Consider the following 15,052-nt stretch of genomic DNA (forward strand, 5'->3'; position numbering starts at 1 on the left):
GAGTCGTGCAAAAGCATGCCTCCATCTAATTTTAATAAACCCAAAGAGCCCCTTCGCTGGATCAAGAAATATTTTCCGCTCTTACTAATATCGGCAGGATTCCTGCTGATATTTTTTGTGTTCATGATTCGTTTATACACAGACTATCAGGAAAAGCTGCTGCTTGAGGCGTATAAAAATACTCTAAGCGATCTCTCGTCAATGGAAAATAGTGTTAACACCAATAATACTGCCCAAAAACAGAACGAACTTTCAGACTCAGGAATACCCGATGGCATCAAAATTATTGGACTTCTCACCATACCCAAAATTGATTTAGTTGTTCCCATTGGTGAAGGTGTCTCTGACCTTACCATGCAATACACGGTTGCTCATTTTGAAAACACGGCTTTGCCGGGACAAACTGGTAATTGTTCAATCGCTGGTCACCGGAATTACCTCTGGGGTGAACATTTTAACCGACTGGATGAACTGGAAGTCAATGATGCCATTATTCTGTCTTATAATCAAAAAACATATACCTATACGGTAACCGATAAACAGGTCGTCAATCCTGAAGACGTCTGGGTGCTTGATCAGACTTCAGATTCTCAGATTACTTTAATTACCTGTACCCCGATTCGCATTGCGACACATCGTTTAATCGTCAAAGGAACCTTGGCCCAGATTCAATAAATAAATTTTTTATTGAACCATAGTCCATTGGCGTCCCATCTGTTTAGAGAGAAAGAATGGATAGACAACCCCTTTTCGGACAAAAGTAGCGCGGACATCATACATTATAATCGACTGGCGAACAATAGTCCGATGAGATAAGAAAGCATCAACAACTAAATCTTCTATTATAATAAAAAGAGTATGTTTCCTCCGTTATCGTTGGGAACACCTTTTACTCTATTTTCGATCCCTCACAAACACAGATCAGCGAAATCTCTGGATTACTTGAAACTGATGCTTTCCGATTATGTCAATTGGTACAACAACATTCGGATTCATTCGTCACTTGGCTATTTAACACCTATGTCATTTCGGGAACTAGCCTACAAAAAAGTTGTCTAAAAAAGTGTTGACAATCCATGAACAGTAATTTGTTTGTTCATTAAGATTTTATAAGAAATGAGGGATAGAATGAAAACAAAATCTAAAATCGAAGTGTCAGTGGTTATGTTTTTTACATTTGCTATTGTTATTGTAGCCCCAATGGTATTTAAACATATTGGAAATGATATTTTAAAAATGAGTATTAAACCCTTGTTGTATATTTTGCTTGTAGGTACGCCGTTTATTGTGTGCAAGATAATGAAAAGTTCTATTGGCACATTAGGATTTAGAAAAGGTGAATTACTAAAACAGCTGTTGATAGGTGTAGAGATTTTCATGGTACTGGCATTTTTTCTTACTATTGCTGTTTTTATATTAGGGAATAATAAAGGCATGTTGTTGAGTACAAAAGAAAATAGAATTGGTATCATTGTATATTACATAATTTTTGATATGCTATTTGTTGGAATGGGTGAAGAAATGCTATTTAGGGGTTATTTTATGGAACGTTTTCATACTATGACTAATTCGGGGACATGGGCTGTAGCAATCTCTGCTCTTATGTTTGGTATTTGGCATTTTCCAAATGGACAAGACTTCTTACAAGTGATTTTGACAGCATTAATTGGAGTAATACTTGGATTAGCAAAGTTGAAAATTAAAAACTGTTCAACCCTATCATTGGGCATTGCTCATGGTCTTCATGATGTATACATATTAATATTGAGTTGTATTTTATTATAGATTTCAAGCATAATCTTTATTAATAATTAATCAGCAATCATTATAAAATGTGAATTAAGGGAAGCCAAGAATGGCTTCCCTTAAAAATTGTCACATTATGGACGGCGAGTTCTATTTACCGACAATACTTACTTTTACCTTTTTGATATTCTTCATTAAAAGTATTGTCATTGTATTCTTTTCTAAAATCTAAATACAGATTTTTCAGTAGCTTATTGCATTTGTTTTTTATCTCATCTATTACACGACCAATATCGCTATCACTAATGTGGAATGATATCATAAAAGTGCAGTCCCAAATTGAAAGATAAAGCGGTACATTGAAAGAAAAGACGTATGAATTATGAAAAAAGATTACATTCCTTGTTAACCCCTTCATCCTATTCACACAACAGGATGTTTTTTCTCGATAAACGTTATTGCTATATTTTCTTCCTTATTCAAACTCGATATATGAGTCACTTAATATGCTAATTGAATTATCTTATATTCGAAAACTCTATTTATAACCATACTGCGTATGGTCATCTTATTTTCCAAGTCCTTGTTTTCCTCTAAATTCATCTATCCTACTTCGCATACCCAGATATAACGCAAAAAATCACCATTTTTATTTTTCCCAATTTTACAATGATCTATGATTTTGAGATTTTCCTGTACGAGTTCATCACTTATATCTTCTGATGAAGCCAATACGATTTTTTTTGAAATTCTTATCGCATTCCTAATGATTTTTAATTGATTTTCATCATTTTTAAAGCTGAAATTACCATATGGAAGATCTACAATGGCAGCATCAAAACTATCATCTATATCCTGAATATCTCCAGTAATAACCTTTGCTTCATAGTTAAAATATCTCAAGTTTTTTCGTGCATTTTCAGCAGTTTTACTATTTATTTCACACCCTATAATATCATATCCTGCCCAAATACCTTCTAATAATACCGTCCCGACACCACAACATGGATCTATTAATCGTTTGGATGTATCGCCATTCCCCGCAATATTCACAAGAACTTTTGCAGTACTTAGACCGATAGAACTAGAATACGAATTCGGTTTCTTATTATGCTTTTTCCAATAAAGACTTCGCTCTGTTAATTTTCCAAAGTACCAGTTCCCCTTATAAAAAGTAATTCCAAATATAATTTTTGGTGAAGTATAACAAGCAAGCCCCCCAATAGCAAGACCTATTGCTTTGCAATACGCTCGTCTTTTCTTGAAGTGCGGGTCATCTATTCCCAATTCCATATATTTAACCATGAACTCTGATGCTACTATCTTAGCTTTCGTTGTCAACTCTATAAGTTCTAAAAACGTGGAAGCCTTGTATATAATTTCCAACCTGCTTTTTAAAAATGGACTTATGGAAGGATGAACTTTTCTATTTTCAAAAAAGACTTTTTCTTTCAAATCGAACTTAAAAAGAGCGCGCACCTCAATTTCACAACTTTCTTTTTCATAAATAGGATAATTCAAATTATAAATGAACCGTCCTGTTTTCATTTGCATCACCTCATGGTTTATTTGATGTTTCCGATTCCGTGTTTTGTCCACACTTCTACCTCTGGTATACTTCAATCCTACCGGTTATTTTGTTCCAACTAATTAGTCTAACAGATAATATCTGCCAGTTCTTCTTCATTGATATTATAGAAGGCCTTCTTAATATCACATTGTTCGATTGCTTTTTTAATGCTTTCTCTTTCGTAATTGCAGCCGATGAGAGCATGACAAAGAACTAAAATATCGATGCTGCCAAAGAAATCCCCATAAATATGGCAATCCGTAATTTTTCCTTTGTTTACATCCATCTTGAATTCCATTTTTCCACCATCAAACCGACCGGTTCGGATGATGTTGAATTTTGGTGATTCGCCATAATTCCAATTCCAGCTTTCGAATTTCTCTTTAGCGATAGTATGGATCCGTTCCAGATCGTCATCGTTAAGCCGGTATTCTTTCTTTGATCCCTGCATGATACTCTCCACCATCAACTGTCTGAAGGTATCCATATCGATAAGTTCTTTAAGATATTCGGAAATATTTGTTACCCGTTCCTTAGCGGATTTGATGCCCTTTGATATGATTTTATTATCATCCACTGTCAGACATTTGACCATCTGCTCAAAATCCGTATTGAACAAAAGTGATCCGTGATGGAGGGTATAACCGTTTAACAGGCACTGGGCATTGCCGGAGAACTTTTTGCCATGAATGACCAAATCATTCCGGCTGTTGAATTCGGTAGGCACATCCAGTTTTTCCAGTCCTGCTATCACCGGCCCGATGTATTTATTGAAGTCGATGGTTTCGGCTTGACCCCGGGTGATAAAACTGAACTGCCAACCACCCATATCGGTGTAAATGGTACCGCCTCCCGTGATGCGTCTCACCACCTTGACCCCATGGTTTCTGGCAAAAATCTCATTGATCTCTTCAATGGTATTCTGATATTTACCGATCATCAAGGTCGGTTCGGTTCGCCAGAAAATAAAAACTTGGTCCTCGTTCAGATTTTTTTCAGTCATCAGATAATATTCCAGAGCAAAATTAAAAAAGGGATCCGTGACATTGTTTTCAATATAAATCACAGTTGTTTCCTCCATTGGCTTCATTTCCTAATGCCTCTCTTCGATGAGAGTCACTTCTTAACGCTTCTTCCGCCCGGTAGGAGCTGCGAACCAGAGGGCTGCTGGCGATGTAGTAAAAGCCCTTTGCTTCTCCAATTTTTTTATAGGCCGCAAATTTCTCCGGGGTCACATATTCCTTAACCTCGAAGTGCTTTGAGGATGGCCGCAGATACTGACCAATGGTGAAGATATCACAGCCGGCTTCTAAACTATCGTCCATGACCTGATAAATCTGTTCATCCGTTTCACCCAGTCCGACCATGATCCCGGTTTTTGTTTTGATATGGGGTGCCCGCGTTTTTACATAATTGAGCACGTGCATTGACTGTTCGTAATTTGCTTCCGGCCGGACCTGAGGATACAGCGCCTTCACCGTTTCCACATTGTGGTTGATTACATCTGGATTGGCCTCAATAATAATGTCCAGATGGTCATTCACGCCCTTGAGATCGGGAATCAGCACCTCAATGGAAACCTCCGGGTTTAATTTTCGGACCGCCCGGATAGTATTGGCAAAGTGTCTGGCTCCGCCATCCTGTAGATCATCTCGGGTGACGCTGGTAATAACGACGTGTTTTAGCTCCAACTCTTTAACAGCCTCTGCCAGATGCATGGGCTCATTGGGATCAACTGGCTCCACCACGCCACTGGATACATTACAGAATCGGCAGTGCCGGGTGCAGATATTCCCCATGATCATAAAGGTGGCGGTTCGTTTCTTGTAGCATTCTCCCAAATTGGGGCAATTGGCCTCCTTGCAAACGGTATTGAGCTTCAGCCTGGTCATGATTCCATTAATTTCATCCACGGCTGCCTTGTTATAACTGACCTTTAACCATTCTGGTTTTTTTTTCATCTTAACCTCTCAATTAGTCACAGTTGATGACTGCGATGATATCATCAACCTTTATCTCGTCACCAGCTTCAAAATAAATCGCTTCCAAAACCCCAGATTCCAAGCTTTCGACCTCACTGACCACCTTTTCGGTTTCAATTTCGAAAAGCACCTCACCCTTTTCAACATTCTCACCGACTTCCTTATTCCAGGCCGCCAGTACCCCGGATTCCATTTTCTCACTCAGTTTTGGCATTTGAATATTTTTTTTCATTTTCTTCCCCTTAAAATGTCCCTATTTTTGATTTAATTATTGTGATAAGTCCGTTAAATTAGAAGGCTCATAAATTAAAATAAGCAGTCTGCGAAATCTTCTAAATCTTTTATTCCACTAAATAAATCTGTTAAAACAAAATAGTCATACCGATGCCCTGATAAAAGCGATTCGATTTTTTCAACAGGCAAAGTTATGCTTTTAAATTTACTTTCTTTTATCTTTCCTTTTTCAACGACAAGATACAAATCAAATTGATGGTCTTTGAAGTCACCCCGTTTTTTAAATATAAATGTCGGTGAAAAACCGTAAATCCAATTCCAAGTGACATATTTTGATTTCTCCAGTGCCCGAATTTTCTCGATATCTGCTGCTGAAAGCTTGACCTCATCAATCTCATTTGAGCATAACGAATTAAGAATTACCTCTTTAAAGCCCTCGAAATCCAAGTTTTTGTCAGCCAGATGATCGATGATGTTGGTGACACTGCTCCTGATGGATTTAACAGCTTTAGATTTAAATTCCCCATTGACAGGTTTGAGTTGCGTGCGTAATGCATCTAAATCAGCATCAAAAAGCAACGTGCCATGATGAAGCACTCGGTTCTTTTTAATCGATTGTGCATTTCCCGATATTTTTTTATCGCCTATGGCAATATCGCAAACATTACGTTTTTCAGCCGGTATCCCCATTTCGTTTAGAATCTTAATGATTGGGCTGAGAAATTCATCATACCCTGAAAAATTATCAGGATTATAATCTGTGATCAATGTAAAGTTCAAGTTTCCTTTGTCCTGAAAAACGGTTCCTCCACCAGAGTTTCGCCGCGCAACCGTCACTCCATTTTTTTGGATTTCTTTGCAGTTGACTTCTTCAAAAATATTCTGATGCTTTCCAATCACAACACAGGGATCATTCACCCATAAAAGCAGGAAATCATCATCCATCATGTTACTGAAAATATACTCTTCAACGGCAAGATTGTAATTAACATTATTATTTTTACTATTAACATACTTCATCGTTTAATGCCCTCTCTTTTATGAGTGCTAATGTTTTATCTTTTTCGGGACATTTTCAAAAATGCTTGACAATTTTTTTTGTAATTTTATAATCGTAACGAAACTTTATTAATTGATTTTCCATGAACATCATGAAGTGCTTCCATGATGGCTTCGGACAGTGTTGGGTGTGGGTGGATCACATCCCCTAGTACTTCTGCCGTTAACCCAAAGTGTACTGCCATGGTTAACTCTGCGAGAAGATCAGTCGCCTCAGGCCCAACAATAGAAGCTCCGATAACCACATCTTTTTCATCCACAATAATTTTAACCTGCCCTTGGATTTTACCGATGATTTGGGCTTTCCCCAGTGCTCTAAAATCAAAACTACCCGTTTTATAAGGAATTCCTCTTTTCTGTGCTTCTTTTTCTGTTAACCCTACCGCTGCAACCTGTGGGTCGGTATACACACATCTGGGGATTGCCTTATGAAGGCCAGTTTTAGCTTTCCCCATCATATTTTCTGCAGCAATGATCCCTTCTTTAGAAGCGACGTGTGCCAAAAATGGTGTGTTGATAAGATCACCCACGGCATAAATCCCTTTGACACTGGTTTCCAGATTACCATCAACTTCGATATGACCCTGCGGATCTATTTTAATTCCTACTTCTTCCAGGTTGAGTCCTTTTGAATAGCTACATCGTCCAATGGAAAGCAGTATCATTTCTGCTTCTAGAATTTCACCATTTTTCAATGTCACCACGACATTGGAGTCCTGAATATTTACGTCAGAAACGCCATTGGCTGTTAATATTTTTATTTTTTCCCGTTTAAACTGTCGCACAAGTTGTTTAGCCACATCCTCGTCCTCGGAACTCAAAATCTGGTCGGCCATTTCCACAATCGTTATCTTCGTCCCCATACGATTAAAAAATTGTCCCAGTTCACACCCGATAACGCCACCGCCAATAACAATCATGGATTTTGGCGGTGTTTTTAAAGCAAGTGCTTCGGTGCTGGTAATGACTCTTTTCCCATCATAATGAAACATTTCCGGACATATGGGAATTGAACCGGTCGCTAATAGAATTTTATCACTAACCAGTTTTTCAACACTGCCATCACCACGCTTCACTTCAACCGTTTTTGAATCGATCAATTTGCCAATACCGCGAACCAAATTAACACAGTTCGATTCGAAAAGAAATTTAATTCCCTTAACTAAACCGGATACCACTTTGTCTTTTCGTTCAATAATTTGCTTTAGATCTGCATAAGTATTATCATTGAAGACTCCAAACTTTTCTGCCTCCAATGACGTTGTCAAAACATCTGACGATGCAAGCAAAGCCTTTGTCGGAATACAACCAATATTAAGGCATGTTCCGCCAACCTCATTTTTCTCTACTATTTTCACATCTGCACCCAATTTAGCTGCCATAATGGCTGCCTCATAGCCACCCGGGCCAGCACCAATAACGGTAATTTTCATTTTTTCTCCCTTTTTATGAGCTAATTAATTTAAAAAGCCCTCAATAATTTTAGCTTCTGCTTCTCCCTCGGTTAGTCCCAGTGTCATAAGCTTAGTCATCCAATCTCCGGCAATTTTACCTATGGCAGGTTTACTTTAGATAAGAATAGAGGCAGCAATTCAAAAGAATTGCAGCCTCTATTCTTATCCTTATTTTACTAAAATTGCATCGAATATTTCACTGGTTTTATCAGCAACTTCTTTAACATATGCCAAGTGTTCTTCAGTAAGATTTCGGGTGGATAACGGTTTCCCCAGAGCCGCTTCCTGGCCAATAATCTCTGCAACATCAATACTGCCAGCAACGGCACTGCTGTATTTTTCAATGGCACGCTTGGCGCAACATTTAGAACACCCGTCCACTGCAATGGTGGGATATTTTTCTGCAAATTCACGTTCGCCGCCATCTCCGGCAATAAAGAGAGGTAAGCATAAGGTCGACACGATGCCAGGTCTTAATTCTTCCATCATTTTTCGTACCGCCAGGCGGGAAATGGTTCCACCCACACACTCTTCTCCGCTGCATGAAATCACGCCAATTCGTTTATCAGACATTGACCTTCACCCCTTCCATTACTTCCTTGACGTCTTTAACCAAAATATCAGCCAATTCTTCTGCATATTTCCATCCGTCTTCGGTGAGATAGGTTCCGGTACCATGTTCTTCTCCCCGATGGGCTTTCATAAAGTCTGGCACCTTATGGCTTTTAACAACGATACCACCGGTTTCTTCCACACTTTTTTTTGAACAGTATTTGGCACAACCATCCATGGTGATACAGGTTTCACCTTTAATCTTATCCACTATTTCATCATCCCCTGTAACCACATGTGCCAAACAAAATGTTTCCGTTTCGTTGGGACATTTCTCCTGAGTTACCATTAAAACGGACTCCCGTGCTAATAAACCAAATACTTTTCCAATACCACTGCAGGGAATTACTTTTATTTTAGACATTTGTTTCTGCTACCTTTCGTTTTAAAAATTCAAAATAGGCTTCAAAATCAAGCAGCAATTCTTTATCTTCTTCAAAATTACTCAGCCTAAGTTCAACCAGCCAACCCTTTTCATAGGGACTTTCATTGACCAGCTCAGGAGCATCCTGAAGCTTATCATTGACAGCAACCACCGTTCCCGAGACCGGTGAGATGATTTCAAAAACGGTCTTGCTGGATTCAATACTTCCCAACTCATCAAACTGCTCTATTTCCTGACCAATTTCCGGGGGATCCACATAAAGAATATCGGATAGATTCTGTTGTACATAATCGGTGACTCCGACTCTCGCAATATCACCTGAAATGGAAACCCAGCAATCATTTTCATTGAAAAAATAATTGTTTTTTGGTACTTTAAATATAAATTTACCATGGGAAAAGGATTCATACTCCACTGTTTCGGTTTCAATAAACTGTGAATCAGCCTGTTTTTCTTCTGAAATGCTCATTTTTTCCAGTAAAACTTGAACTAGAGCATCGGTTTCTTCATCATCCCGGATGTCCACCCCCAGTTTAATGTTTTGAGCCTTTGCCACTTCGCTTACATTGACTTTTTCTTTAATGGCAATTTCCAGGCTTCCAGCTAATTTACTGGCACATCGGGTGTTACAGCCATCAATAACACTTAATGACCCATCCTCTAAAACCTTGTCATAACGGGTTTTATTCTGGTTAAGCAGCACTGGACAGATGAGTTCAACCCCTTCAGATTCGGTGAGCTTTAATGCAACCCGGCGAGATATATCGCCAGCACATTTGTCTAAACCGTTACACGGCAAAACACATACTGTATTACTCATCGGAGGCCGCCTCTTTTTCCGCTTTGCGTATAGCCTTGATCATTTTCGTCGTTTCCGGCTTGTCTGGAAAGGTTATGGCATCCAATCCACAGGTCTTTCCACAGGCCCTGCAAAACACAACACAGTTATTTGGATTCTTAACCTTGAGTTTGGGTTTTTCATTTTCGTTGACTTCAAAAACCTGATGAGGACAAAACTCAACACAATCCATGCAATCATTGCATTTTGAAAAATCGATTCTGGGAGACCAATCAATGCGATCCCGTTCTACTCCCATAAAAGTTGATTCACTCATTGTTACACCTCATATCCCATTTCTTCTAATTTCTTTTCCACTTTTTCAAAAGCTTGCTCATTGGTCATATCCCGAATATCTAACATCACTGCATCCTTTTCGATATCAAGCCCTGCTTCTTTAAAAGCTTCCTTGAACATTTTTCGTTGCATATTAGGAGCGCAGGCTCCAATAATTACTTTTCTCTTCGATTTCAAGAAATCTGCCAGAAACCGATCCCCATCTTCCTCGCATAACTGAGGATGAATAAACGCGTATTCAACGGGTAACTCAATCCGAACCTGATTAATGAAATCCCAAATGTCCATGGCTTGAAACCCTGGACATTTTCCAGTACACACACACATAATAAAACCTGGTAATTCTTGACTCATTTTCTCACCTCTTAATTTAGCATATAACTATTTCCTTATGAATAACTTTATTATACGCCTATGATAAAATGCTGTCAAGAATAAAAAGAAGATTGCAATTTCATAAAAGCACCTCAATATATGTCTTCAAAGCATTTATACTTCTAATTTTCTCTCATAGAAGCCATGTTTTAACAAATTGTTTCATCGAATTCAAAATAGAGTTGCAGTACACAATTAAATAACTGCTGGATTCAGGTTTTCGCCATACAATTGAAGCATACTATGGATGTCATAAAATCTCTCATGCGTGTATTGGTGGTGCTACGGGAAATAATGGTTTCCAACTTTTCTGCCAGAATCGTCTCGAGGTTGTAAGCCCATATATCAATCCCGCGTTCTTCCAACATCAGCTTTAGTTGATAATGCACTTCTTTGGGAGTAATGATATCTCCTAATGAATTTATCTTTATATTCAGAAAGAGAAATTCGCTCCAGAAAGCGTTCCATCATATAATGACGCAGCAGCCTCTGAGCATCAGCTGCTTTCTATTTTGAAAGATTTCGGATCAAATCCTTCAATTGTTTTGATGTCTTAATCATAACAGTACCTCCAGATATTGTCTCAAGATTTTTTCAACACGAAACAGGGATGCATACTGCATCAGTGTTCGCAGATTTTTATCTTTACGCCCGACATATTGCTTTATTGCATCTTGAAAGGTTTGGATTTCAATTCCTTTTCGACTGCGGATCAAATCACAGATGGTTCTCTCCATATCATAAACCGGGACCATATGCCCAAAAGGCGTTTGTGCGGATGTGCAGCCCACCTGATGAAGCTCCGGCTTAACGGTATAAACCTGGATTCCATCGTCTTTTAAGCGGGTGGGATTATAACCAGTCTTGACCGTAATCGAATACGGTGCTGGCTCCCGAACCGTCAAATCGTGTAGAAATAAAGCGGTTTCATGGGAAAAGATAGCTTGCTTACTTCGAATATGGATCAGATAAAGCGAATCGGTCCATGTATCCGCTGAAGCATAGACGCCATGTGCCACCTGCTCCATTTTTTTCGCTTTGACATAATCATAAAAAACAGGTTTAGAAATTCCTTCGGCAATAACCTGCGAAGTTTGAACGATTCCGCCATGATCAGCAATCAATTTGTCCAGCTGTTCGTATCGTTTCATAATTTCACTTCCTTTTGCACTAATATTATAATCATTATTAGCATAAAAGTAAATACATTGTACTATTTTAAGTTCATGAATACATCCCCCACGACAAATAGTAAATTTTTTACTGTAACAATCCTTGTTGAACCAAATTAAAAAAATCACCATGCGATCGGTGATCATTTAAAAAATCATATTATTATGTACTGAAATGATGTCTGATTCATGATATTATTGACCATAAAGACTTTCAAATCAAATTTCCCCTGTAAATTCGTGCACCATGTAAATACATAAGCAGTACAAATGTACATGTGGCCCGCTGCAAAACTCGAAATATGCAAAAATAAATAAGCCACCTTTTATTCGACGTCTGTAAAGCTGATTCTTCCTTCAATCTTTGTTTACTTTAAGCAGATCAGCGAATAAACTCCTTACCTCTCAGCAATTCCACCTCGATTTTTTCGCCTGCCTTCTTTCTGCTTTCTCCTATCGGTGAGACGTACATTGCATTTGATGTAAGGCATGTGGGCATCGTTCCGGAGCGAAATGAGCGCGGCTCGGCCACATATCCGTCATCTCCCTTTTTGACCTCCATACGGCAAAGTATCGCCATCGTCGGACTTGAAGTAATGTCCTCGGTAAGTGTACATAACACGGACTCTTTCTGCGGTACGGGTATATGTAGTGCTTGGCAGACGATAGCAGCAAGACACCAGTCTGCACCGAAAAAGGCAGCAATTGTCGGTCCGGGCAGATTGATAACTGGCTTATCATTAATTATCCCAACAGCCAATGGCCTGCCGGGAGCCGCAGCCACATAATGATGCAGGAGCTGACCCTTGCGTTCAAGTAGCGAGACGTTAAAATCTTCGCTGCCCTTTGCAGACCCTCCATTGATCACGACAACGTCTGCCGCCAGGAGCGCGTCATCAAGAGTTTTTTCAAGAAGTTCGTTATCATCAAGTATTATGGGGAAAATGATCGGATCGGCCCCCAACGCACGCAGGGTTTCTCTTATCAGAAGACTGTTGGTATCAATGTTCTGGCCGCGTTTCGGTCTCATCTGCGGTGGTATCAGTTCAGTTCCAGTGGGAATAAAAGCAATTCGCGGCTTCTTCCGCACCGGAACCATACAGCATCCACCCATTGCGAGCGCCGCTATGTCGGATGGTCTTATTGGCATATTTGCTTCAATAATAAGATCACCCGATACTATAGTTGATCCTATTGCAACTATATTCGTCCTTTGAGCAACATTAACATCTTCACTGATAAACTTGACCAATCCATCAGATGTCAAATCCACTTCCTCGATCATAATAACAGCATCGTATTGGTCGTCAAAATCGTCCCCAGTATCCGCTCTCGCAAATTCTACACCTTCACGCCATATACTATAGTCGGGGATACCATTTTTGAAAAGCTCCGATTTTACAGCAATTCCATCGCATGCTGAGGTCCTGTGTACTGGAAGCGTATTGACTGAAAACAGCGCTCTCTCAGTAATTCGCCCAATTGATTCGTCAATTGGAACTAATTCCGTTTCATTGCCGGGTGTCCACCTTGAAAACAAATCCGCAAGAAGTTGCTCTCTCTTGATGAAACCATCCATTTTTTTTCCTCTCATGTCCTTACCTTTCAAATCATCATTAATCTTAACGCTAGCTATGTTTAAACTACTTTACTAACCGTGATTTTTTTTCCGCACTTAAAAATACCCGTCTTGTCGCCTCGCCTTACAAACATGTCTATTTTCTGAGCATCTGTGACGCAGAAGCCGTCCAGGTCCGTGACACCGTATCGATATAAAACAGGCGATATCGGAACGGATGGGCCAACCATGATGACTCTGGTGCCGGGCTTGACAAGTTGCAGCAGTCGCGGAAGCGTTTTGTTTGTCAGCGTCATGCCAGTGATAAAAACCATGTCTTGTTCGGCTATTATAAATTCACAAGCACTATCTGGGTAATCCCCATGTTCGGGATTACGCTCGAGAACCGAGAGGCAACAGATCGGTGACAGTTTCTTCTCCAGATGCGGAAACCGGCCGACGACCGCGACATTTTTCCCGGCAGCTGATGATGCGAGTGCATTGAAAGCGTCCTGATTATCGTTATCCGAATTTTCATCGAGACCTTCAATATTAGATCTGCTATTAAACGCGGCAATTTTCACCAAGTCATTATAATAACAATTTATTGCCGCCACACCAATAGACGCTTCGGTGAAATTCCATGATTTCACGCATTCGGCCACGTCCTTTATCCTATCTCCAATAATATTGCCCTGATAGATCGGGTTTTGGCATCGCCCCTTAACGGTCAAAGCCAGACCAACCTTATTCTCAGTTGATCGAACTTGAGACCAAGCGCTGCCAATCATGAATTCCTCTACGAACAGATCTTCCGGTATCCCTGCAATGAGCTCATCATAAATCTCCCACATAATATCTCCGCATCAGCGGCCTCCTTAGTCAAATTCATTTTCTTTAATCATTAATCTTTTTACTATACCATTTGCTCATCATTGTCTAACCTTTCACGATTATACTATGAAAAAGTTCTTCAAGGCGATCATTTTCCAGTGGTGTTGGAATTGTAAAGTTTCTGTTGTTCTCCACCTTCTCTGCAAGCTGCCGGTAGTTTTCCGCTTGCGCGCTATCGGGCTCAAAAGTGATGACCGTCTGTCTGTCAATTTCAGCGTATTGCACAACATTATCGCGAGGTATAAACGCGATCATTTGCGTCCCAAGTTCACGAGCAAACGTATCGACCAGTTCATACTCCTCATCAACATTTCTGCTGTTGCAGATAATACCGCCGACACGAACACCGCCTGAGACGGCAAATTTTTCAATGCCCTTGGCAATATTGTTTGCCGCATACAGTGACATCATTTCGCCACTGGCAACAATATAAATTTCCTTGGCTTTGCCTTCTCGGATTGGCATAGCGAAGCCCCCGCAGACCACGTCACCCAGCACATCATAAAAAACGTAATCAAGCTTGTCGTGATATGCACCCATCTTCTCTAAAAGATTGATAGCAGTAATAATTCCTCTTCCAGCGCAGCCAACACCTGGCTCCGGCCCGCCAGCCTCCACACATTGGATACCAAAGATTCCCTCGTGCAAAATATCTTTAAGTTTTATTTTAGCAGGGTCCTGCATACCGCGCATCTCATCAAGTACGGTGTTTTTTGCTTTGCCACCCAGAATCAGACGCGTACAGTCGGCTTTTGGATCGCAGCCAATCAGCAGCAACTGACGGCCCTTCATCGCGAGTGCTGCTGCAAGATTCTGCACGGTGGTTGATTTTCCGATTCCGCCTTTGCCATAAATGGCGATTTGTCTCATTATAAC

General features: G+C 39.9%; 18 protein-coding genes and 2 pseudogenes. 3 read left to right on the forward strand and 17 right to left on the reverse strand.

The window, feature by feature from the left end; genetic code table 11:
* Positions 1–15 precede the first annotated feature (15 nt).
* From FZC41_RS06210 to FZC41_RS06220, 3 genes are all read left to right on the forward strand, one after another.
* A complete protein-coding gene (locus FZC41_RS06210; RefSeq protein ID WP_186855123.1) occupies positions 16–675 on the forward strand; it encodes a class D sortase in 660 nt (219 codons plus the stop codon).
* Between the two features lie 183 nt (positions 676–858).
* Positions 859–1,059 carry an IS3 family transposase gene (locus FZC41_RS17720; protein WP_148566533.1) on the forward strand — a complete coding sequence of 67 codons (201 nt, stop codon included), beginning with the start codon at positions 859–861 and terminating at the stop codon, positions 1,057–1,059.
* Positions 1,060–1,128: 69 nt separating this feature from the next.
* A complete protein-coding gene (locus tag FZC41_RS06220; protein ID WP_170253874.1) occupies positions 1,129–1,785 on the forward strand; it encodes a CPBP family intramembrane glutamic endopeptidase in 657 nt (218 codons plus the stop codon).
* 564 nt (positions 1,786–2,349) lie between these two features.
* Here FZC41_RS06220 and FZC41_RS06225 read toward each other — a convergent pair.
* From FZC41_RS06225 to nifH, 17 genes and pseudogenes are all read right to left on the reverse strand, one after another.
* Entirely contained in the window at positions 2,350–3,294 is a 945-nt protein-coding gene (locus FZC41_RS06225) for a TRM11 family SAM-dependent methyltransferase (RefSeq protein WP_170253875.1), read from the reverse strand.
* A gap of 107 nt (positions 3,295–3,401) precedes the next feature.
* On the reverse strand, positions 3,402–4,397 hold the full coding sequence (gene lplA / locus FZC41_RS06230; RefSeq protein ID WP_207725021.1) for a lipoate--protein ligase: 996 nt from the start codon (positions 4,395–4,397) through the stop codon (positions 3,402–3,404).
* A complete protein-coding gene (lipA, locus tag FZC41_RS06235; protein ID WP_148566536.1) occupies positions 4,369–5,277 on the reverse strand; it encodes a lipoyl synthase in 909 nt (302 codons plus the stop codon). Before lipA ends, lplA (FZC41_RS06230) begins: the two co-directional genes overlap by 29 nt.
* 13 nt (positions 5,278–5,290) lie before the next feature.
* Positions 5,291–5,530, reverse strand: a complete 240-nt coding sequence (locus FZC41_RS06240; RefSeq protein ID WP_148566537.1) for a biotin/lipoyl-containing protein — start codon at positions 5,528–5,530, stop codon at positions 5,291–5,293.
* A 74-nt stretch (positions 5,531–5,604) separates the two neighbouring features.
* On the reverse strand, positions 5,605–6,552 hold the full coding sequence (lplA, locus tag FZC41_RS06245) for a lipoate--protein ligase (protein WP_148566538.1): 948 nt from the start codon (positions 6,550–6,552) through the stop codon (positions 5,605–5,607).
* Positions 6,553–6,638: 86 nt separating this feature from the next.
* Positions 6,639–8,024 carry a dihydrolipoyl dehydrogenase gene (lpdA, locus tag FZC41_RS06250; RefSeq protein ID WP_148566539.1) on the reverse strand — a complete coding sequence of 462 codons (1,386 nt, stop codon included), beginning with the start codon at positions 8,022–8,024 and terminating at the stop codon, positions 6,639–6,641.
* A gap of 24 nt (positions 8,025–8,048) precedes the next feature.
* A pseudogene (locus tag FZC41_RS06255) lies at positions 8,049–8,150 on the reverse strand (ABC transporter permease); the annotation flags it as partial.
* 63 nt (positions 8,151–8,213) lie between these two features.
* Entirely contained in the window at positions 8,214–8,618 is a 405-nt protein-coding gene (locus FZC41_RS06260) for a putative zinc-binding protein (RefSeq protein WP_148566540.1), read from the reverse strand.
* A complete protein-coding gene (locus FZC41_RS06265; protein WP_148566541.1) occupies positions 8,611–9,021 on the reverse strand; it encodes a putative zinc-binding protein in 411 nt (136 codons plus the stop codon). Before FZC41_RS06265 ends, FZC41_RS06260 begins: the two co-directional genes overlap by 8 nt.
* Positions 9,014–9,862: a glycine cleavage system protein GcvH gene (gene gcvH, locus FZC41_RS06270; protein ID WP_148566542.1), complete on the reverse strand. Its 849-nt coding sequence runs from the start codon at positions 9,860–9,862 to the stop codon at positions 9,014–9,016. The genes FZC41_RS06265 and gcvH overlap by 8 nt, the downstream gene beginning before the upstream one ends.
* Positions 9,855–10,157, reverse strand: a complete 303-nt coding sequence (locus FZC41_RS06275; protein WP_148566543.1) for a 4Fe-4S dicluster domain-containing protein — start codon at positions 10,155–10,157, stop codon at positions 9,855–9,857. The genes gcvH and FZC41_RS06275 overlap by 8 nt, the downstream gene beginning before the upstream one ends.
* 2 nt (positions 10,158–10,159) lie before the next feature.
* Complete coding sequence (locus tag FZC41_RS06280) at positions 10,160–10,531, reverse strand: hypothetical protein (RefSeq protein ID WP_148566544.1); 372 nt, start codon at positions 10,529–10,531, stop codon at positions 10,160–10,162.
* A gap of 219 nt (positions 10,532–10,750) precedes the next feature.
* A pseudogene (locus FZC41_RS06285) lies at positions 10,751–11,113 on the reverse strand (nucleotidyl transferase AbiEii/AbiGii toxin family protein); the annotation flags it as partial.
* On the reverse strand, positions 11,110–11,703 hold the full coding sequence (locus FZC41_RS06290; protein WP_148566545.1) for a type IV toxin-antitoxin system AbiEi family antitoxin domain-containing protein: 594 nt from the start codon (positions 11,701–11,703) through the stop codon (positions 11,110–11,112). The gene FZC41_RS06290 and the pseudogene FZC41_RS06285, both read right to left, overlap by 4 nt.
* A gap of 403 nt (positions 11,704–12,106) precedes the next feature.
* Complete coding sequence (locus FZC41_RS06295) at positions 12,107–13,303, reverse strand: molybdopterin molybdotransferase MoeA (protein WP_243136660.1); 1,197 nt, start codon at positions 13,301–13,303, stop codon at positions 12,107–12,109.
* A 59-nt stretch (positions 13,304–13,362) separates the two neighbouring features.
* Positions 13,363–14,136, reverse strand: a complete 774-nt coding sequence (locus tag FZC41_RS06300) for a DUF364 domain-containing protein (protein ID WP_148566547.1) — start codon at positions 14,134–14,136, stop codon at positions 13,363–13,365.
* Positions 14,137–14,221: 85 nt separating this feature from the next.
* Complete coding sequence (gene nifH / locus FZC41_RS06305) at positions 14,222–15,046, reverse strand: nitrogenase iron protein (protein ID WP_148566548.1); 825 nt, start codon at positions 15,044–15,046, stop codon at positions 14,222–14,224.
* Positions 15,047–15,052 lie beyond the last annotated feature (6 nt).

Origin of the sequence: Acetobacterium paludosum (genome assembly GCF_008086595.1) — a bacterium.
GTDB lineage: Bacteria > Bacillota > Clostridia > Eubacteriales > Eubacteriaceae > Acetobacterium > Acetobacterium paludosum.